This window comes from Campylobacter sp. RM16188 (genome assembly GCF_012978795.1).
Lineage (GTDB): Bacteria > Campylobacterota > Campylobacteria > Campylobacterales > Campylobacteraceae > Campylobacter_A > Campylobacter_A canis.
On record NZ_LIWQ01000001.1, the window covers coordinates 134,733 to 153,635 of the forward strand.

Sequence of the window (18,903 nt, forward strand, 5' to 3'; positions counted from 1 at the left end):
TTGCAAATACGATACGAAAGAATTATTCTTCCATATCTTGTAGCTTAAATCCTCCGCCAAATGCCCTATAAACACCAACTGCCGAATTTATGGAATTTAGTTTGGCGTTTGCATCTTGCAATCTAGTCGATAACAAATTCCTTTGAGCGTCAAGTAGCTCTAGATGGCTGCTGTAGCCTTCGTCAAATTTGCTTTGAGCGATATTATAAATTTTTTGCTGAGAGCTTAAAAGGTCGCTAATCTCGGCTTGAGATCGCTTGGCGTTTTCTCTGTTTGTAAGAGCGTCTTTTACCTCGCTTAGAGCGGTTTTGATTGTTTTTTCGTAGTTTAAAGCCGCTATTTGCTCGTTCGTTTGAGCTATTTTTACATTGTTTTTGGTTCTGCCGTAGTCAAATATCTTTTGAACCAATGTAGCGCCAAAGCTCCATGTATTGGCATTGTTTTTAAAAATATTTTTTAGATTGTCGCTTGAGTATCCAAAAAATCCCGTCAGCGAAATCGTCGGGAAATACTCAGCCTTTGCTACGCCGATTAGGGCATTAGTTGCCTTTAGGCTTTCATAAGCACTTGCTACATCGCTTCTTTGAAAGAGTATGTCAGAGCTGATTCCGGCTTTTATTTCGGGCTCTTTTGGTAGATTTTTCGAGCTTTTTATGGAGCTTTTTAAAATTTCGTCGTTTGTTTTACCGCTTAAAATGCTTAAAGATGTGATTAGCGAACTTTTTTGATTTTGAACTTCTATGAGATTTACTTTAGCACTTTGCACGGCGGCTTTACTTTGCAGATAAACTACCTCGTCTATAGCGCCTAATTCAAACTGCGAGTTTCTAAATTCAAGAGTATTTTCATAGTTTTTAACCGTGTCTTTTAAAATTTTCTCTTTCATATTTAAAGAAACCAGCGTGAAGTAGCTTTGCGCCACAATAGAGCTTATACTAAGTCTTACAGTATCATAGTCAAATTTGCTCATTTGCAGGCTTGATTTAGCCGCTTCTATGCTGTTTTTAACTCTACCCCAAAAATCAATCTCATAATTTAGCCCCAAAGATATAGAGTCAATCGTCTGCTCGCCGCGTATTTGACCGCTGTTTTTGGTTCTGTTTGTGCTGACGTTTAAATTTACGTTGGGTAAAGTATCAGCCTCTCTTACTCCAAGCGTTGCCTCTGCTTTTTGCAAATTTAAAAATGCGATTTTAAGATCTATGTTGTTGTTAAGAGCATCGTTTATAAGAGCATTTAAATTTTCATCTCCGAATTCCTCCCACCATCTGTCTTTTATATCGCTCGTAAATTGATAAGTCGCTTCAAATTTCGTATCTACATTGGGCAAGTCGGGTCTAAACGAGCAGCCCGCAAAAAATATCGCAGCGATGATTATGATGAGATTACGCATTGGCTACCTCCTGTGTTTTTAGCTTTTTGTCCCAAAATTTGTTGTTTAAATTTTCAAGCAGATAGTAAAACATCGGTATGAAAAACAGCGCTATAGTGGTTGCCGCTATCATGCCGCCTATAACTCCCGTACCAAGCGCATGACGAGAAGCCGCACCCGCTCCCGTGCTGATAACCATAGGAAAAACTCCAAGCGTAAAGGCGATAGATGTCATTACTATCGGGCGGAATCTTAGCCTTGCGGCATTTACCGCAGCTTCAAAGACGCTCTTTCCGTTTTGACGCTCTTGCATTGCAAATTCTACAATCAATATCGCGTTTTTAGCCGATAGTCCGATGAGTAAAAGCAGACCTATTTGAAAATATATATCGTTATGCAGTCCTCTTAGCCAAGTGGCTACTAGTGCGCCAAATACGGCAAAAGGAACCGCGGTAATAACCGCAAGCGGTATAAGCCACCTCTCATACTGTGCGGCTAGGATTAAAAACACAAACACCATTCCGAAAGCAAATGCTACCGCGCCCGTGCCTTGTGAGCTAACCTCTTGAAAGGCGCTTCCCGACCAGCTTATGGAGTATTCGTCACTTGAGAGATTTTGCGCAACCACTTCACTTATGGCCCTTATCGCATCGCCTGAAGTGTATCCGGGCTTTGGATCGCCTAAAATTTTAGCCGCAGGAAAGAGGTTAAATCTATCGACTATGTCAGGCCCTACACTTCGTTTTAGAGTAACGAGTGAATTTAGAGGTATCATCTCTCCCGAATTTGATTTAACGAATATGTTTCTAAAGTCCTCAGGAGAATTTCTATATTTATCTAAAGCCCTTACTTGAACGTCGTAGGATTTTCCTAACATGTTAAAGTCATTTACGTAGTATGAGCCTACTGTAGCAGCTATCGTGCTAAATATATCAGGCTCGCTTACTCCAAGGAGCTTTGCTTTTTGCTTATCTACGCTTATATTATACTGTGGATAGGTTGTTTCAAGCGTAGTTCGCACACTGGTAAGCTCAGGGCGTGCATTTGCCGCGGCGACTATCTTAAGGGCGTCTTTTTCGATCTCGTTGTAAGTCTTACCCGTTTTATTAAGTAGATACATCTCAAATCCACCCGTGATACTAAGCCCGGTTATCGGCGGAACATTGACGACAAAGGTCATAGACTCTTTTGAACCCCAAAATATCTTATTGAATTGCCCTACTAGCGCACCTGCCGAGCTATCCGGACTCTTTCTTTCGCTCCAGTCTTTTAGTCTGATGAAGGCTACGGCTGAATTTTCTTTAAGTGCGCCGGCAAACATATCATATCCTACAAGCCCTGTTACAAATTCGATGTTTGGATTTTTGGTAAATGCGCTGCTTATATCCTTCATCTCATTTTTTGTCCTGTCCATTACCGAAGCCGGCGGAAGAGATGTGATGGCTATGATCGAGCCTTTATCCTCTGATGGCACTAGGCTTGAAGGAATTTTATTAAACAGCGTAAATATAGCATATCCCATTATGGCTATGATGATGAAGCTTGGGATTATATGACGCAGCACTTTAGCTACTCCTGCGCTGAAAATTTTTGTACTCCAGTCAAAAAAGTCATTAAATTTTTGCACAAACCAAAACGGCTTTGACTCTTGCTTTTTAAGCATTACAACACAAAGCGCAGGCGTTAGAGTAAGCGCCACAAGTCCTGAGATACAAACCGAAACAACAAGAGTTAGCGCAAACTGCCTTTGTATAACGCCTACAAAGCCCTCCATAAAAGCAACCGGGATAAAAACAGCCGATAGAACAAGCACTATGGATATAACGGGCGCAAAAATTTCCTCCATAGCCTTAACGGTAGCGTCTCTTACGCTTATATCTTTTTCTTCATGTAAAATTCTCTCCACGTTTTCTATGACGATAATCGCATCATCCACGACTATGCCGATAGCAAGCACGAGAGCAAAAAGAGTTATCAAATTTATCGTAAAGCCCATCGCATAAAGCCCCGCAAATGTGCCTATGATAGATACGGGAACGGCGATCATAGGTATGATTGTGGCTCTAAAACTCTTTAAAAACATATATATAACGACCATTACGAGTATCATCGCCTCTATAAAGGTCTTCATAACTTCGTTTATCGACACCTGTATAAATTCGGTAGGATTGTAAGAAACGTTATGTTTAAAGCCCGCAGGAAAGGTTTTTGCTAGCTCTTCAAGTCTTTTATTGACCGCGTTAGCCGTAGCTAGAGCGTTTGCGCCGTTTTGCAAAAAGATTAGCATAGGAACCATCTTTTCGCCGTTTAGCATACCTTCAAAGACATAGCTCTTTGCGCCAAGCTCAACTTCGGCTATATCCTTTAGCTTTAGCACGGTGCCTTCTTTTGAAGTTCTTATGATGATATTTTCAAATTCCTGAACGCTTTTTAATCGCCCCTCCGGTCTAATGGAAAAGACATAAGGGTTATCGGTAGTATTTGGTTGCTCTCCGATTTTGCCCGTTGCGTATTGTTTGTTTTGTTGATTTATCTGGGCTATAACCTCGCTTGTCGAGATGTTAAATTTCGCAAGCAGATCAGGCTTGAGCCAAATTCTCATAGCATAGTCTTTATTGCCGATTACCGCGGTGTCGCCTACGCCGTCTACTCTTTTTATCTCGTCTTCTATATTTGCAAGCACGTAGTTGTGCATCTTAATGATATCCATATCTTCAGAGGTAAAAGTGATAACTTCAAGTATGCTTGAGCTTCTTTCTCTTACCGTTACGCCTCTTTGCTGAACTTCACTAGGAAGCTTTGCAAGAGCCGCTTGAACGCGGTTATTTACATCGATTGCGGCTTGTTTTGAGTCAGAGCCTATCTTAAAATATACGTTTATGCCCATAGTACCGCTTGAGCTTGAAGTGCTTTGTATATAAAGCATATTTTCAACGCCATTTATCTGATCTTCGATAGTAGTTGCAACCGAATCCGCAATGGTTTGCGCATCAGCTCCCGTATAAACCGCGCTTACTGAAATTTGAGGCGGGGTAAGTTGCGGATACTCTTCTACCGGCAGACCTTTAATTGCCATTGCGCCTGCTATTACTATGATTATAGATACGACCGTAGCAAATATCGGTCTGTCTATAAAAAATTTAGAAAACATCTAGTTTTTCTCCTTATCAACTTGCGCATCCGCTCCCACTCTAATCTTTTTAAAGTTGTTTATGATGATCAAATCTCCCTCTTCAAGTCCGCCGCTAACTACCGCATAGTCCTCTTTTTGATATGAAATTTCTATGTTTTTTTGCGTTACTTTTTGATCTTTTAGCACAAGTACAAAGGTGTTCATAGCGTCTTGCTGGATGGCTACTTGAGGAATCTTAAATCCGTCTTTTTGATAAAATCCATCCATGACTACGCTTGCAAAAGCTCCCGGCATTAGCTTTGCGTCTTTGTTTTCAAATTCCGCTTTAGCCAAAACGCTTCCTACATTCACATCCACTACATTATCTATAAAGTTTACTTTGCCTTTAAAAATTTCGCCTCCCGTTTTTAGCGTGGCGTTAGCGCCATTTTGCTCCCAAGAGCCGCTTTGTACGTTTTTGATTCTATTTAGATTATCAACATCGGCGATATAAAATTTAACGCTTATCGGATCGATTTTGGTTAGCCTTACAAGCTCCGTTGCGCTAGCTGAAACAAAAGAGCCCACATCTACTAAATTTTCGCCCAAAATTCCGTCAAACGGCGCAACAACTGTCGTATATCCAAGATCTATCTTTGCGTTTTTGGAATTTGCCTTTACGCTTAGCAAGGTTGCGTTTGCGATATCAAGAGCGCTTTTTGCAGAGTCAAATTCCTTCTGGCTTACGGCTTTTTTCTCATAAAGTTTTTTTACTCTATTAAATTCGGTTTGAGCGTTTTTAAGAGTTGCGCTCGCTACGCCCACGCTTGCTTCAAGAGCGTCATAGCTTGCCTGATACTTTTCAGGGTCGATTAAAAACAGCTTATCGCCCGCTTTTACACTATCGCCCGCTTTAAAATACTGCTTAATAAGAGTGCCTGAAACCTTAGGACGAAGCGTTACGTCTTGGTCACTTACGATTTTAGCGGGATATTCAAAAGTTATCGGGATGTCTTCTTTTTTGGCTTTTATGATATCTACTTTTGCAGGCGGCATCTGCGGTCTTTGACCCGCTGTATTTGCTTTATCGTCCTTAAAGCAGCCCGAAAAAGAGATTAAAATTCCCATTATTAGAGAAAAATTTGCAAGTTTTTTCATATAGTAACCTTGTGATATTTTGGTTTGTGATATTTTGTAATTTAAGTTACAATTATTTTGCGCAATTATATTATTATTCATTTTTTTTGTCAATTAACTTTGGTTTAATTTTTAGATTTACAAACTCCGTTTAAGAATAGATCAACGCAAATTTTAACGTGCTCTTCGCGCTGCTGTTTTGATAAAGTTATATCGCTGTTTAGAAGTACGGCGTTATAGTGATAAGGGCTTCTTACCAGAGCGCAGAACAAGCCCGCGGCAAGATCTGCGTCTATACCTGAAAGCTTGGCTTTGATCTCGTCTCGGTTAAAGAAATCAACTAAAATTTTATGTATCTTATTTAAAATTTGCTCTAAAAACATATTGCCCAGTGCGGAGTCGTTTTTAAAACCTTCAATTATCATAGTGCGGGCTATATAAGTCGTTTTTCTTTCGCAGATGATATCAAAAAATACGGTTGCGAATTTATGCAAAAAATCCTCAAGCTTATGAGAGAGTTTTAGATCTATCTTTTCGTCGATTTCGTTACAAAATTCATCTATGCTTTTATCTACTATCGCTTTAAAAAGACCCTCTTTGTTCTTAAAAAATTTATATATACTTGCAAGCGAGCCTCCGCTTTTGTCGATGATATCGTTTAAACTGGTGTTTTCATAGCCTTTTTCTAAAAATAGCTCAAGTGCGACTTGTGTTATTTTTTCATATCTTTCGTGACCACGTTTTGACATTTTTGTCATGGCTATTCCTTGCGAGTTTAAATTTGGCTTTTACTATATCATTAAATTTATAAATTTAAGATTTAAATTCATTATTGTTTAGGATAGACAAATATCGTCTCTCTTTCGATGCTTATTTTCTCTTTTTCGTCTTTTGCGTAAGCGTTTATCTTGATATGTATCGGCGCATCGTTTTTATCGCCTAAGTTTAAATTTTTAGAGGTTAAAACGACTACGACTTTCTTTTTCGCTCCGCTTTTTAGCTCGATAGGCTCTTTAGGGCGTGCTATTTTTATATTGGTGTCATTTACGTCAAAGTAATAGCTGTGATCTTTATTGTCGGTATTTTGGAATAAAAACGTATATGCGTTTTCGATTTCGCCGTTGTCTTTTATCTTATATAGTTCGCTCGTGCGATTTATGTTTAGCAGCATGTATTCTTTTTTTGTGCTCATGAATGCCAAGATGACAGTAGTAGCGGCGATAACAGCCATATAAGCGACCGTTCTAAATCTTAGATAATTAACCCCTTTGCCAGATTTTAGCGAGTTGTCGCTCGTCCAGTCTATAAGCGTCTTTTTGCCAAGCTTGCCCATGACTTTACTGCACGCATCCACGCATTCAAGGCAGTTTATGCACTCAAGTTGCATGCCTTTTCTTATATCTATATGAGTAGGGCAAATTTTAACGCATGCCTCACATCCAGTGCATTCGTTTTCAGGCTCTGGCGGTTTTTTCCAAAGCTTGATGTTTTTATCGTAAATTTTACCGCCTCTTTGTTCGTCATAGATAACTTGTATCGTATCTTCATCAAACATAACTGATTGAATTCTCGCATAAGGACAGACATATATACAAAATTTCTCCGCCAACCAAACTACGTCAAATACTATAAATGCCGTTATAAAAAACCAAATTCCCATTAAAAATTTATGCTCCCCGGCATTTTTAACGTAGCTTATAAAATCCTCAGGCGGTACAAAAAACCATAAGAAATTCGCTGCTGCCAAACAGGCTAAGACCGACCATATAACTACGCCTGCAAATTTTTTGAAATTTTGCCCTTCTATAGGCTTTTGTTTATTATTCGTATTTTTGTGAAGCTTTAAAATTTTAGTTTGGATTAGATCACGATAAATCACGCGAAATATCGTTTGCGGACAACTCCAGCCGCACCAAACCCTTCCGCCAAGAGTTGTAAGAAAAAATATAGTAAGAAAAAATATGATAAGCACAAATGGCATCAGATAAAGCTCTTGCGTGTCAAAGCTGTTAAAGAGCAGATGGAGTTGTTTTTTGTCAAAGCTTAGCAAGAAGAAGTGATTACCGTTTATCTTAACAAAAGGCAAGATAAGCGCGATACAGGTTAAGATTGCGTAGAACATATAACGCTTTTTAGCGTAGTTCGGATTGTTTTTTAAATTTTGCTCGCTCATAAAAATCCTTTTGAAATTTGAAAACAGTAAGTTACAAAATAATTATATTTTTTGCTAAATTATAATTTTAAACTTATTAAATATCTATTAATTAAGCTTTTATGCTTTGTTTTTTATAATTTAGCTGAAAAATTTAAACAGGAGGCGGAATGAAAAAGTTATCAAGAAGAGAGTTTTTAAAAACAGGCTTTGCGGCAGCTTCTATCAGTGCCGTAGGTGCTATGAATTTAAGCGCGAACGATCAGACAAACGAGATCAAATGGGACAGTGAATTTGACGTACTTATCGTAGGAAGCGGACTTAGCGCGAATGTCGCGGGTATCATAACCGCCGAAGCGGGACTTAATACCGTGCTAATTGAAAAGATGTCTCGAACCGGCGGAAATTCCGTGATATCTCAGCTTGATTTTGCTTGTGTAGGATCAGATGTGCAGGTTAATGCGGGGATTAAGGATTCAGTTGAGCTTTTTATCAAGGATCTAAATAAAGCCGGTAGAGGCTTTAACCACATTGACCAAACTCGCAGAATCGCTGAAAATTCAAAAAGGGCGTATGAGTTTATGAAAGCTCGCGGCGTAAAATACGCAGATAAGTTAAAGCATCTTGGCGGACATAGCGTAGCAAGAAGCCTAGAGACAGTAGATGGTGGCGGAGCGTGCATACAAACGCTTAATGCGCACTTTGAAAGTAAAGGCGGAAAAACTCTAAAAAGAGTAAAAGCCGATGAGATAATCAAAGATCAAAACGGCGTAGTTATCGGGCTAAAAGTAAGAGAGGATTATAAATTTGACAGAAAACTCAAAAACGATGACGCTCAAAACACTTCAGGAGAGGTTAAATTCTATAAAGCTAAAAAAGCGGTTATCTTTGCCAGCGGAGGATATTCTGCGGATAAGGAGTTTAAATTTATCCAAAATCCAAGACTCTCTTTGGCTAATACTCCTTCAAACGCAGGTGCAACGGCGGGAGCTCTTAAGATAATGCTAAAAGCCGGAGCTACGCCCGTACAGCTTAGCCTCGCGAGATATTCGTTTGGAATTCCTACTGAGGATTTGATATTTTCTATCATAGTAGACGGCAAAAACACAAAACGCTTTATGAACGAGGACGGCGATAGACAAACTCTGTCAAACAATATCTTGGAAAATATGCAAAATAATGATTCGACACTCTTTCCTGTGATTATTTTTGATAGTGTCGGCTTTAATTCAAGTCACGATCCAAAGCGTCTTGAAGGATTTATAACCAGCGGAAAGCTTAAGAAATTTGACACGCTTGAGGCTCTTGCGCAGGAATTTAAGCTAAATTTGCAAACTTTAAATAGCGAAATAGAAAAATATAATAAGCTAATAAGCGAAAAAGCAGATACCGACTTTAAGAAAGATCTAAGCAAAAAGAGCGTTGCGCCGATAGCAAAAGCGCCGTTTTACGCTATCTTGGGAGCTCCGGGCATAAGCTACACTCAAGGCGGTGTTAGAACGAATTTAAATTTTGAAGTTCTTGGCGTTTATGATGATAGTCCTATTAAAAATCTATATGCGGTTGGCGAAGCTACGGGCGGAGTTCACGGCTATAGCAGGCTTACAAGCTGCTCTGTGCCTGATTGTATAACTTCGGCTATGATAGCGGCCGAGCATATAATAAAGTAAAAGGGTGATATGCGAGCTAAATTTAAACGATAGTAGAATTTGGATCAAATTTTGAAATTTAATAAAATTTAAGTATAATCGCACTCTATTTTAATCGAAAGGTGGTGAGGGTCGTGCCAGGAATCAAGGTACATCCTAATGAGTCTTTTGACGAAGCGTATAGGAAATTCAAAAAGCAAGTCGACAGAAATCTTATCGTAACGGAAGTTCGCGCAAGAAGATTTTTCGAGCCTATGACTGAAATTCGCAAAAAGCAAAAAATTTCAGCTCGTAAAAAAATGCTTAAACGTCTTTATATGCTTAGACGCTACGAGTCAAAACTCTAACCAAATTAAACTAACTAACCTCGTGTTAGTTAGTTTAACTTCTTTATTAGCCTAAATTTGCCATAATATCTGCATTTTTAAAGAAAAGGAAATTTATGCGTAAGTTATCCGTTAGCGAAGCCGCCGAAGTTTTAGGTATAACAAAAGAGGCGATTTATAACAGGATAAGACGAAAAAGTTTAAAATCAATCGACGAAAATGGCTTTAAATACGTTTTAATTGAAGACGATAAGTCCGCTAACGAGCCACAAACAAAATCTAAAACAACCAAGCCGAGCGCTAAAAAATCTACAAAAAATGTTAGTGAAAATTCAGGCGAAACTACAGAAGAAAAAAGCGAATTTGTCAAATTTCTACTAATGCAGCTTGAAGAGCTAAAAGAGCAAAATAGAAATTTACAAGAGGATAAGGATCGTTTGCACGCTCAAAAAGAGGAAATTTTAATCGCTAATAAAGATGAAATATCTGAAATTTATAAAGAGCGAGACGAGAAATTTAGATATTTTTTACAAATGCTTGAGCGACCGCTTTTAGCAAGACAAAACGGCGAGTATATCCGCCCGATCGATGTGGAATTTGACGAAGGCGAAGAAGTTCATGAAACTCAAGTTTATAGTGAATTTAAAAGCGAAGAAAAAGATAAAGCTAAGATCAAAAAGTGGCTTAGCTTGAGTGAGTTTTTAAATGGACTAAATTCAAAAAATAAAAAGAAAAAAAAGATACAAAAAATGATCATTAAAAATATCGGCAAGTCGAAATTTATCAAATTTAAAGACGGCGTGATATGGGTAAGAAACGAAAAATCAATAAAACAGATAGTAGGTGAAGTATGAAAAGAATCAAAAAAATTGCAACTTATGCCGCTGTAGGCGGATTTGGCGCGATAGTTATGGCGGGACTTGCCGGATGTAGCGGAGGAGGAGAAGATCAAAGCGTAGTGCGCGAGGATACTCAAGCGCAAGGAGCGTTTGTTATCATCGAAGAGACGGCGAAAGGGTCTTATAAGGTGCTTGAAGAGTATCCAAGCAGCGAAACCAGAGTCGTGCTAAAGCAGCTTGACGGCACTGAAAGAGTGCTAACAAAAGAGGAGATGGATAAGCTAATCGCCGAAGAAAACGCTAAGATCGATAACGGCACTTCAAATTTGACAAAGCCTGATGCGCAGCTTAGTAGCGGTGGGCTTGGTCTTGGCGAAGCTATATTGGCTTCTGCCGCGGGATATTTGATAGGAAGCTGGATAGGAAATAAGCTCTTTAACAATCAAGCTTTTCAAAACCACCGCCAGAGCGCTTATAAAAATCCTTCAACTTACTCAAGAAGCGTTGATAGCTTTAATAAAGCCAAGGCTACAAGCTCGGCGAGCAAGCCTACGGGCGGCAAGAGCGGATTTTTCGGTAGTGGAAGCAAGACTAATCAATCGGTAGGTGGATGATGATAAATTTAAAAAAAGTTAAGCCTTTAGATAAGGCGTTTTTAGAAAGCATAGGCTTTGCTTGGCATACCGATAGTGACGATAGCTCCTATATTTCAGATGAGCTTGTGGAGGTTAGCGAACAGGAGGCTGAAGCCTACTATGAGGCGGCAAACGAGCTATACGATATGTTTGTAACCGCAGGGCAGCATATAATAGATAATAACCTCTATCACGAGGTTGGCATACCTTTTAATCTTGTCGATCTTGTAAAAGAAAGCTGGGAAAACGAGGTTCATTGGCATCTTTACGGGCGATTTGACTTGGCAGGTGGACTTAACGGAAAGCCGATAAAACTAATCGAATTTAACGCCGATACGCCGACTGCGATATTTGAAACCGCGATTATTCAGTGGGCGATTTTGAAATTTAACGGCATGGATGAGAGTTCGCAGTTTAACGATCTTTACGAAGCTTTGAAAGAAAATTTCAAGCGTCTTGTAACGCTTAGTGAGGATACAAGCGAATTTAGCAAGCTTTATGAGGGTTGGAAAATTCTCTTTAGCTCTATTGCCGGCAGTGTTGAGGATGAACAGAGCGTAAAACTACTTGAATATATCGCTAAAGAGGCCGGATTTCATACGAATTTTGCCTATGTCGATGAGGTTGAATTTAACGACGAAGAGGGTATATTTAAGGGTGGTGAAAATTACGAATACTGGTTTAAGCTAATTCCATGGGAGGATATCGCCGTGCAGGAGGGTGAGCTTGCATTAATTCTTAAAAATATAATGGCAAATCAAAGAGCCATTATCTTAAATCCTGCTTATACGCTGATGTTTCAAAGCAAGGGTATTTTAAAAATTCTTTGGGATCTTTACCCAAATCATCCGCTTTTGCTTGAGGCTTCAGACAAACCGTTAGTAGGTAAAAAATGTGTTAAAAAGCCTATATTTGGGCGTGAAGGAGCAAACGTTAGCATTATAGAAGCTGACGGAAGCGTTAGTGTTAGCAGTGATGGCGAATACGAGAAAAATAGAGCCGTGTATCAAGAATTTTACGAATTTAACAAAGACGAAAGAGGTGATAGTTATCAGGCGGGAGTATTTTTTGCTTATGAGGCTTGCGCGCTCGGGTATAGAAAAGGCGGAGACATTTTAAACAACGCTTCTAAATTCGTGGGACACTACATAAAGGGGTAAACATGAAAATAGTCTGCCTTGACGCTTCAACTTTAGGAAGTGACGTTAGCCTTGATGTTTTTGGCAAATTCGGCGAGTTTGTAAGCTATGATAAGACGAGTAAGAGTCAAACCATAGAGCGTTTAAAGGGCGCTGATGTCGTGATAACTAACAAGGTTATTATTGGCCGTGACGTTATGGACGCGACAAATTTAAAGCTCGTTTGCATAAGCGCAACAGGCATGAATAATGTCAATCTAGACTATGCAAAAGCTAAAAACATAGCCGTTAAAAATGTCGCAGGCTACTCGACTAACAGTGTCGCACAGCATACTTTTGCTTGTTTGTTAGCGTTAGTAAATCGCATTAAATTTTATGATGATTATGTGCAAAGCGGCGAGTGGGTAAAGAGCGAAATTTTTACTAATTTAGATAGATCTATCGGCGAGATAAGCGGCAAGAATTTCGGCATCATAGGACTTGGTGAGATAGGACGAAGCGTGGCTAGGATAGCTATGGCTTTTGGCGCAAACGTGAGCTACTACTCAACAAGCGGAGCAAACGATAATGGCGAGTTTAAAAGGCAAAATTTAGACGAGCTTTTAACGAGCTGCGATATCGTAAGCATACACGCCCCTCTTAATGAAAAAACTGTAAATTTAATCTCTTCTAAAGAGCTAAATTTGATGAAAGAAGGCGCAGTGCTTATGAATTTCGGACGCGGCGGGATAGTTGATGAAGCCGCACTTGCTAAGGCGATAGACGAGCGAAATTTAAAAGCCTGCATAGACGTGCTTGAAAGTGAGCCGATGAGGCAAAACCATCCGCTTTTAAATATCAAAAACAAAGAAAATTTGATAATCACTCCGCATGTTGCATGGGCGAGCAAAGAAGCGCGCGAGAAGCTCATAAATTTGATAGTAAAAAATATAGAAGATTTTATAAAGGAGAGTTAAATGGCTAGCGAACATAGCTTTGATATAAGTGCGCAAGTTGATCTGATGGAGGTGAAAAACGCACTTGAAACCGCCAAAAAGGAAGTTACCGCAAGGTATGACTTTAAAGGTATCGCCGCTGAAATAGAGCTAAACGAAAAGGACAAATTTATCACTCTTCTTAGCTCAAGCGATAATAAAATCGACGTGTTAAAAGATATCGTCATCTCAAAGCTTATAAAGCGCAATATCCCTCCTGTAGCGGTTAGCGAAACCAAACGAGAAAGCGCAAGCGGAGGAAATATAAAAGCTACTCTTAAGCTAAATGACACACTTGATAGCGATAACGCAAAAAAGATCACAAAAGCTATAAAAGACGCCAAACTAAAAGTAAGCGCCGCAATAAGAGGCGAAGAGGTAAGAGTAACCGGCAAGTCGATTGACGATCTGCAAGAGTGTATAAGGATAGTTAAGGGCTTAAACTTAGAGCTTCCAATTAATTTTAAAAATTTAAAATAATTTTTTGCTTAAAACGGAAGAGTTAAATATAAAGAGCGATTTTAAGCCTGAGCTATCTATAAAAAATGAATTTATAGTAAAGTAAAATATCGTAAGCGGCTATCTTAAAGTAGGTTTTATAAGATCAAATTTTATCCGGATTGTAAAAGCTTTTATAGTAAATTTGACTTTTGTTTTAGCTCTAAATTAAATTATAAAGCTTGAAATTTATAGCTTTTTTATAAAATAATCCGCTAATACAAGATGTATTGAAATTTGATTTTATATATGTAAAATTAGCACTTGGCGGTTGGTTTATAGATCAACGTCATAAATAAAAAGAAGAATTTAATAAAATTTTAGCTACTATTTAAAGTTTAAAAAATATTTTAGTTAGGATAATTAATTATGGGTTTTAAGAATATTATAGAGAAATTTGCAGTTAATTATGCTCATAATTCTATGCAAAAGTCACTTTATAACGGACTAAATATAAACATTTTGGATAACAAATTTAACAAAATTCCAAAGCCCGATACCGAATATATGCTATATGCGCACGTGCCGTTTTGTCACACTTTTTGCCCTTACTGCTCATTTCATAAGTATCATTACGAACAAGAGCTTGCGGTGCATTATTTTGCAAATTTACGCGAAGAAATGAGACAGGTTAAAGAGGCGGGATTTAACTTCACGTCGATGTATGTCGGTGGCGGAACCACACTTATAAATGAACCTGAGCTTGAAAAGACGCTTGTGCTTGCAAAAGAACTCTTTGATATCAAAGACATATCCTGCGAGAGCGATCCAAACCACATAGAGCCTGAAAATTTAAAGAGATTTCAAGGACTGATCGACCGTCTAAGTGTAGGCGTGCAAAGCTTTAGCGATGACATCTTAAAAAAAGTAGCCAGATATGATCGATTCGGCTCAAGCGAAGTGTTGCAAGAAAAGCTAAAAAAGGCTATGGGAGTGCTGCCTACGATAAGCCTTGATCTTATCTTCAATCTTCCAAATCAAACCAAAGAGCAGCTTTTAACGGATATAAAAATCGCAAAATCAATTGCTCCGGAGCAGATAACGTTCTATCCGCTTATGAAATCACCCCTTACTCGCGATGCTATAGCCAGATCTCTTGGCGTGGATGATAGCGACAACGAGCGCGAGTTTTATGAGCTAATTTGTGAAAATTTCAGTGATTATCACCAAAGCAACGCTTGGGCGTTTGGTCGCGATAATGCAAATTTACGAGATGAATATGTAGGAAGCCATCACGAGTATCTTGGAGTCGGAAGCGGTGCGTTTAGCTTCTTAAACGGAGAGCTTCTCATAAACGCGTTTAATCTGCTTGATTACGGCAGAATGGTTAAAAACCACGAAAGCCCGGTCATCGCAAAATGTAGCTTTACTAAAAAAGATCGCCTTAAATACATATTCTTAACTGAGCTTTTTGACGGTGGAGTCGATATAGCTAAATACAATGAATTTAACCGTGCAAACATCCATAAGGAGCTCTTTGTCGAGCTAAATTTGCTTAAACTTGTAAATGCTATCTATGAAGAAAACGGAGTGATTAAACCTACGTTTTTTGGTAAGTATATCTGCCTTGTTTTGATGCGCGATTTTTATGCGGGTATGGATAAGGTTAGAGCGATATTTAAGGATGATGCAAAGATAAAGCGAAGCAAAAAACTACGCATAATGGAAGAAAACACCGAGCCAAATTTAGATAACTCGGTCATCTCGCCAAAGGCTGCGGTTTAATAGAACTACATAAAATCAAGCTAATTTTGCTTGATTTTATTTTTTTGTATTTGAAAATATTAGTTTAAAACCCTACTTTTTTCTCTTCGTCAAAGGCACTTGAAATTTCGCGTTTAATCTCGTTTTCAAAGTCTTTAAGAGTAAAAATTCCATCATCTCTAATGGCAACTTTAAGAGCCGTGTTTTTAAGCACAAGCATGATTTGCGCGCCGCTTAAGTCAAATTTGGCAAGCTCTTTTATATCAAATCCATCTTCAAAGCTCGCATTTTCAGGCATTACTTTTCGCCAAATCGCAAGGCGTGCCGCAAAATCAGGCTTTTTAAACTCTATTTTATAGTCAAATCTTCTTGAAAACGCACTATCAAGGCTCTGCAAGAAATTCGTCGTAGCGATTAAGACGCCTTCAAATTTCTCAATCTGCTCTAAAAATATATTTTGCATTTGATTGTGCATCTTATCAGCCCCGCTTGAACTCTCCGTCCTTGTGCTTAAGAACTGATCGGCTTCATTTAGAAGCAGCACTGGCTCGCTCTTGCTTTTAGCGCAAATTTCCTTATACGTATCAAAAATTTTACGAACGTTTTGTTCGCTTTCGCCTACGTATTTACTTAAAATTTTAGAGCAGTCAAAGCTTAAAACCATCTTTTTAAGACTCTTTGCAAGCCCTATTGCACTCATCGTTTTGCCTGTTCCCGCAGCTCCGTAAAAGATGATCTTAACGTCTATGGCGCGGCGAGATTTGATCCTCCAGCTTGAAAGACGCGTTAAGACTTTTTTATCAACTTGCTTTAAAATCGCATCCATTAGCTCTTTTGTCTTGTCGTTTAAAACCACATCTTCGATGCTTGAGCTAGGTTCGATTAGCTCAAAAATATCTTGTTCTTTGACTATGCTGGCAAGCTCAAGTTTTTTGCTTTTTTTCTCGTTTTTAGGATGCATTATGCGTTGCAAAATATCATCATTTATGAAAAAACTTCGCGTTATGTTTCCAAGTGCGCTTAAAACCTCGTCATAATCAACCAACCCGCTCTCAATCAGCTTTGAGCCCTCATCAAGCAGCGATCTGTTTTTCGCTCTTTGAAACTCATCTCCGCCTAGAATTCCCACAAGAGCGTTTAGATCTCGCATTCCGTCAAATTCGCCAGCATATTCTTCTTTTAAAAGAGTTAAAAAGATAATTTGCTCATTTTCATCAAGCGAATTTTCTTTAAAAATTTGCTCTACAACAAGGGCGATTTTGCTTAAATTTAGTCGCTTTTTTATCGTTTCGCCAAGAGTTTGAATCTCTTTTTGAAGCCTATTTTTAGCCTCATTTGTGCTATTTGGATCAAAAAGAGCAAGTCTTGCATAAAGCTCGATACGTAAAAATTGATCTTTAAGGTATTCTAAGTGATCATCGTATGCGGTTATTTGGGGCATTTTAATACTAACATCGCCGTTTTCTAAAATTTTTAAAAACGCCGCAGAGAGTGAAATTTCTACGTGCAAAAGCGTTAGTAAATTTGATTGGTTGGGTTTGGTTTCGGCGGTTTTAAATATACTAAAGCTTTGATTTATCCAGCCGTTATCAATAAGTGATCTGATATCTTCCAAATGATTTAGGAATTTATATCCGCTCTCGTCGCCAAATATAGCTTTAAGCACGTCATAAACGCTGTTTTGAGCGCTGCCGTCTATGTAGGCTTTGCTTAGAAATTGAAGGATTTTAGCCTCGTTTTCATTGCAGTTTATGAGCGCGCTTAAATTTGAGTCTTTGGCGTTTGAGCCGATAAATTCAAGAAGATATTTCACTTAGTTCGCCCTTTGCGATTTGATCTTTTAAAACTCGTTTTAAAACCTTGCCCGTAGCGTTTTTAGGCAGCTCTTTTACGAAATGTATATGTTTTGGAATTTTAAAATTAGCCAAATGCTTTTTAAGATGAGCTCTTATGGTTTTTTCATCCGTGCTCATATCGTCTTTAAACTGTATAAACGCCACGACCTCTTCGTCCGCGTGCGCATCGCGTATGCCTACTACTGCCGCAGCCTCGATGGTTTCGATCTTAAACAGAACTTCTTCGATCTCTCTTGGATATACGTTAATGCCTTTTGAAATGATTAAATCCTTTTTGCGATCCACGATAAATAGATATCCGTCTTCATCGACTTTACCAAGATCGCCCGTCCTTAACCAGCCGTTCATTATCGTTTCATCCGTTGCGTCAGGCATATTTAAGTAGCCTTGCATGACGCAATCGCCCTTTACGATGATCTCGCCCACTTCGCCTACAGGCACTTCCATCATCTCGTCATTTACGATTTTTATCTCATATCCCGGTAGCGGAAGCCCAACGCTTGCTATCTTTTGTCTATTACTTGGATTTATCGCGACCGCAGGCGAACACTCACTAAGACCGTAGCCTTCAAGAAGTTTTGCGCGCGGAAATTTCTTTTTAAAGTCGATTATGGTCTGTTCCGCTAAAGGTGCTGCGCCGCTTATAAAGAGCCTTACGCAGTTAAACCACTTAAAATACCATGGAATTTTCGCCTTGCCGATAGCCGTGTAAATAGCCGGCACGCCAAGAAATATCGTAGCTCTTTTAAGCAGAGTTTGCTTAAGCACGTTTGAAAAAGGAAAGACCGATTTAACGAGTATCATCGAGCTTGCCGAAAATATCGGAAGCAGTATCATGACCGTAAGCGTAAAGCTATGAAACATCGGTAAAAAGACCATAAATCTATCTTTTTTACCGATATAAAAAAGCTCCATCGCTCCCATGATGTTTGAAAATACGTTACGGTAGCTTAGCATCGCACCCTTTGGCTTGCCGGTAGTGCCTGAGGTGTAGATGATGTGAGCCAGATCGTCAAGAGTCGGTTGCTTGGTCAAATTTAGCTCTATCTTGCACATTCTGGCTTGATTGAAGCTGATGTTTGTTTCGTTTAAATTTTCAAAATCGCCTATCCAGATTATCTTTTTGATGTTTGTTTTGTTTTCAAGCCCTTTGATCTCTTTGGCTAAATTTGCCGCGGCAAAGAGAATTTTAGCCGAACAGTCGTTTAGTATGTATTCAAATTCCTCGTATTTTAAGAAGGTGTTGATAGGCACGGCTACCGCTCCGATAGCCGAAATAGCAAAGTAAGATGTGATGAATTCTTCCGAATTTGAAACTATCATCGCCACTTTGTCGCCAAAACCTACGCCTGAGCTTTGCAGATATGCCGCTATAGCGTCTATCTCGAATTTTAGCTCGCCGTAGCTTCTTTTGTATCCTTCGCCGTATATGGCTATGCTCTTTTTGCCTTTATAGTAAGAGGCGTTAAACATCTCGTAGAAATTTTGATAAATGTAACTCATTTTGTGC

At 38.9% G+C, this 18,903-nt stretch carries 15 protein-coding genes; 8 read left to right on the top strand and 7 right to left on the bottom strand.

Going from position 1 to position 18,903, the window contains the following annotated elements; all coding sequences use genetic code 11:
• Positions 1 to 22: 22 nt before the first annotated feature.
• From CDOM16188_RS00720 to ccoG, 5 genes are all read right to left on the bottom strand, one after another.
• A complete protein-coding gene (locus CDOM16188_RS00720) occupies positions 23 to 1,393 on the bottom strand; it encodes an efflux transporter outer membrane subunit (protein ID WP_172197335.1) in 1,371 nt (456 codons plus the stop codon).
• Complete coding sequence (locus tag CDOM16188_RS00725; protein ID WP_172197338.1) at positions 1,386 to 4,523, bottom strand: efflux RND transporter permease subunit; 3,138 nt, start codon at positions 4,521 to 4,523, stop codon at positions 1,386 to 1,388. Before CDOM16188_RS00725 ends, CDOM16188_RS00720 begins: the two co-directional genes overlap by 8 nt.
• Positions 4,524 to 5,642, bottom strand: coding sequence for an efflux RND transporter periplasmic adaptor subunit (locus tag CDOM16188_RS00730; RefSeq protein WP_172197341.1), 1,119 nt, complete (start codon positions 5,640 to 5,642; stop codon positions 4,524 to 4,526). It abuts the gene before it with no gap.
• A gap of 104 nt (positions 5,643 to 5,746) precedes the next feature.
• Positions 5,747 to 6,379 (bottom strand): TetR/AcrR family transcriptional regulator, encoded by a 633-nt coding sequence (locus tag CDOM16188_RS00735; RefSeq protein WP_172197344.1) that lies wholly within the window; start codon positions 6,377 to 6,379, stop codon positions 5,747 to 5,749.
• Positions 6,380 to 6,450: 71 nt separating this feature from the next.
• Entirely contained in the window at positions 6,451 to 7,794 is a 1,344-nt protein-coding gene (gene ccoG / locus CDOM16188_RS00740) for a cytochrome c oxidase accessory protein CcoG (protein ID WP_172197347.1), read from the bottom strand.
• 149 nt (positions 7,795 to 7,943) lie between these two features.
• Between ccoG and CDOM16188_RS00745 the strand changes: the two genes are divergently transcribed.
• From CDOM16188_RS00745 to CDOM16188_RS00780, 8 genes are all read left to right on the top strand, one after another.
• Positions 7,944 to 9,443: a flavocytochrome c gene (locus tag CDOM16188_RS00745; protein ID WP_172197350.1), complete on the top strand. Its 1,500-nt coding sequence runs from the start codon at positions 7,944 to 7,946 to the stop codon at positions 9,441 to 9,443.
• Between the two features lie 113 nt (positions 9,444 to 9,556).
• Positions 9,557 to 9,769: a 30S ribosomal protein S21 gene (gene rpsU / locus CDOM16188_RS00750; RefSeq protein WP_169943001.1), complete on the top strand. Its 213-nt coding sequence runs from the start codon at positions 9,557 to 9,559 to the stop codon at positions 9,767 to 9,769.
• Between the two features lie 95 nt (positions 9,770 to 9,864).
• Positions 9,865 to 10,602 (top strand): helix-turn-helix domain-containing protein, encoded by a 738-nt coding sequence (locus tag CDOM16188_RS00755; RefSeq protein WP_172197353.1) that lies wholly within the window; start codon positions 9,865 to 9,867, stop codon positions 10,600 to 10,602.
• Complete coding sequence (locus CDOM16188_RS00760) at positions 10,599 to 11,201, top strand: UPF0323 family lipoprotein (RefSeq protein WP_172197356.1); 603 nt, start codon at positions 10,599 to 10,601, stop codon at positions 11,199 to 11,201. The genes CDOM16188_RS00755 and CDOM16188_RS00760 overlap by 4 nt, the downstream gene beginning before the upstream one ends.
• Positions 11,201 to 12,382, top strand: coding sequence for a glutathionylspermidine synthase family protein (locus tag CDOM16188_RS00765; protein ID WP_172197359.1), 1,182 nt, complete (start codon positions 11,201 to 11,203; stop codon positions 12,380 to 12,382). Before CDOM16188_RS00760 ends, CDOM16188_RS00765 begins: the two co-directional genes overlap by 1 nt.
• A gap of 2 nt (positions 12,383 to 12,384) precedes the next feature.
• Positions 12,385 to 13,317: a D-2-hydroxyacid dehydrogenase gene (locus tag CDOM16188_RS00770; RefSeq protein WP_172197362.1), complete on the top strand. Its 933-nt coding sequence runs from the start codon at positions 12,385 to 12,387 to the stop codon at positions 13,315 to 13,317.
• Positions 13,318 to 13,815 carry a YajQ family cyclic di-GMP-binding protein gene (locus CDOM16188_RS00775; RefSeq protein ID WP_172197365.1) on the top strand — a complete coding sequence of 166 codons (498 nt, stop codon included), beginning with the start codon at positions 13,318 to 13,320 and terminating at the stop codon, positions 13,813 to 13,815.
• 387 nt (positions 13,816 to 14,202) lie between these two features.
• Positions 14,203 to 15,558 (top strand): coproporphyrinogen III oxidase family protein, encoded by a 1,356-nt coding sequence (locus tag CDOM16188_RS00780; RefSeq protein WP_172197368.1) that lies wholly within the window; start codon positions 14,203 to 14,205, stop codon positions 15,556 to 15,558.
• Between the two features lie 64 nt (positions 15,559 to 15,622).
• Here the strand turns inward: CDOM16188_RS00780 and CDOM16188_RS00785 are convergent, their stop codons facing one another.
• Positions 15,623 to 17,350 carry an ATP-binding protein gene (locus CDOM16188_RS00785; RefSeq protein ID WP_172197371.1) on the bottom strand — a complete coding sequence of 576 codons (1,728 nt, stop codon included), beginning with the start codon at positions 17,348 to 17,350 and terminating at the stop codon, positions 15,623 to 15,625.
• Positions 17,334 to 18,896 (bottom strand): fatty acid--CoA ligase, encoded by a 1,563-nt coding sequence (locus tag CDOM16188_RS00790; protein WP_172197374.1) that lies wholly within the window; start codon positions 18,894 to 18,896, stop codon positions 17,334 to 17,336. Before CDOM16188_RS00790 ends, CDOM16188_RS00785 begins: the two co-directional genes overlap by 17 nt.
• Positions 18,897 to 18,903: the final 7 nt, after the last annotated feature.

Coding starts and splice junctions, on each gene's coding strand:
- CDOM16188_RS00720 (WP_172197335.1), bottom strand. CDS start 1,393: ATGCGTAATCTCATCATAATCATCGCTGCGATATTTTTTGCGGGCTGC.
- CDOM16188_RS00725 (WP_172197338.1), bottom strand. CDS start 4,523: ATGTTTTCTAAATTTTTTATAGACAGACCGATATTTGCTACGGTCGTA.
- CDOM16188_RS00730 (WP_172197341.1), bottom strand. CDS start 5,642: ATGAAAAAACTTGCAAATTTTTCTCTAATAATGGGAATTTTAATCTCT.
- CDOM16188_RS00735 (WP_172197344.1), bottom strand. CDS start 6,379: ATGACAAAAATGTCAAAACGTGGTCACGAAAGATATGAAAAAATAACA.
- ccoG (WP_172197347.1), bottom strand. CDS start 7,794: ATGAGCGAGCAAAATTTAAAAAACAATCCGAACTACGCTAAAAAGCGT.
- CDOM16188_RS00745 (WP_172197350.1), top strand. CDS start 7,944: ATGAAAAAGTTATCAAGAAGAGAGTTTTTAAAAACAGGCTTTGCGGCA.
- CDOM16188_RS00755 (WP_172197353.1), top strand. CDS start 9,865: ATGCGTAAGTTATCCGTTAGCGAAGCCGCCGAAGTTTTAGGTATAACA.
- CDOM16188_RS00760 (WP_172197356.1), top strand. CDS start 10,599: ATGAAAAGAATCAAAAAAATTGCAACTTATGCCGCTGTAGGCGGATTT.
- CDOM16188_RS00765 (WP_172197359.1), top strand. CDS start 11,201: ATGATAAATTTAAAAAAAGTTAAGCCTTTAGATAAGGCGTTTTTAGAA.
- CDOM16188_RS00770 (WP_172197362.1), top strand. CDS start 12,385: ATGAAAATAGTCTGCCTTGACGCTTCAACTTTAGGAAGTGACGTTAGC.
- CDOM16188_RS00775 (WP_172197365.1), top strand. CDS start 13,318: ATGGCTAGCGAACATAGCTTTGATATAAGTGCGCAAGTTGATCTGATG.
- CDOM16188_RS00780 (WP_172197368.1), top strand. CDS start 14,203: ATGGGTTTTAAGAATATTATAGAGAAATTTGCAGTTAATTATGCTCAT.
- CDOM16188_RS00790 (WP_172197374.1), bottom strand. CDS start 18,896: ATGAGTTACATTTATCAAAATTTCTACGAGATGTTTAACGCCTCTTAC.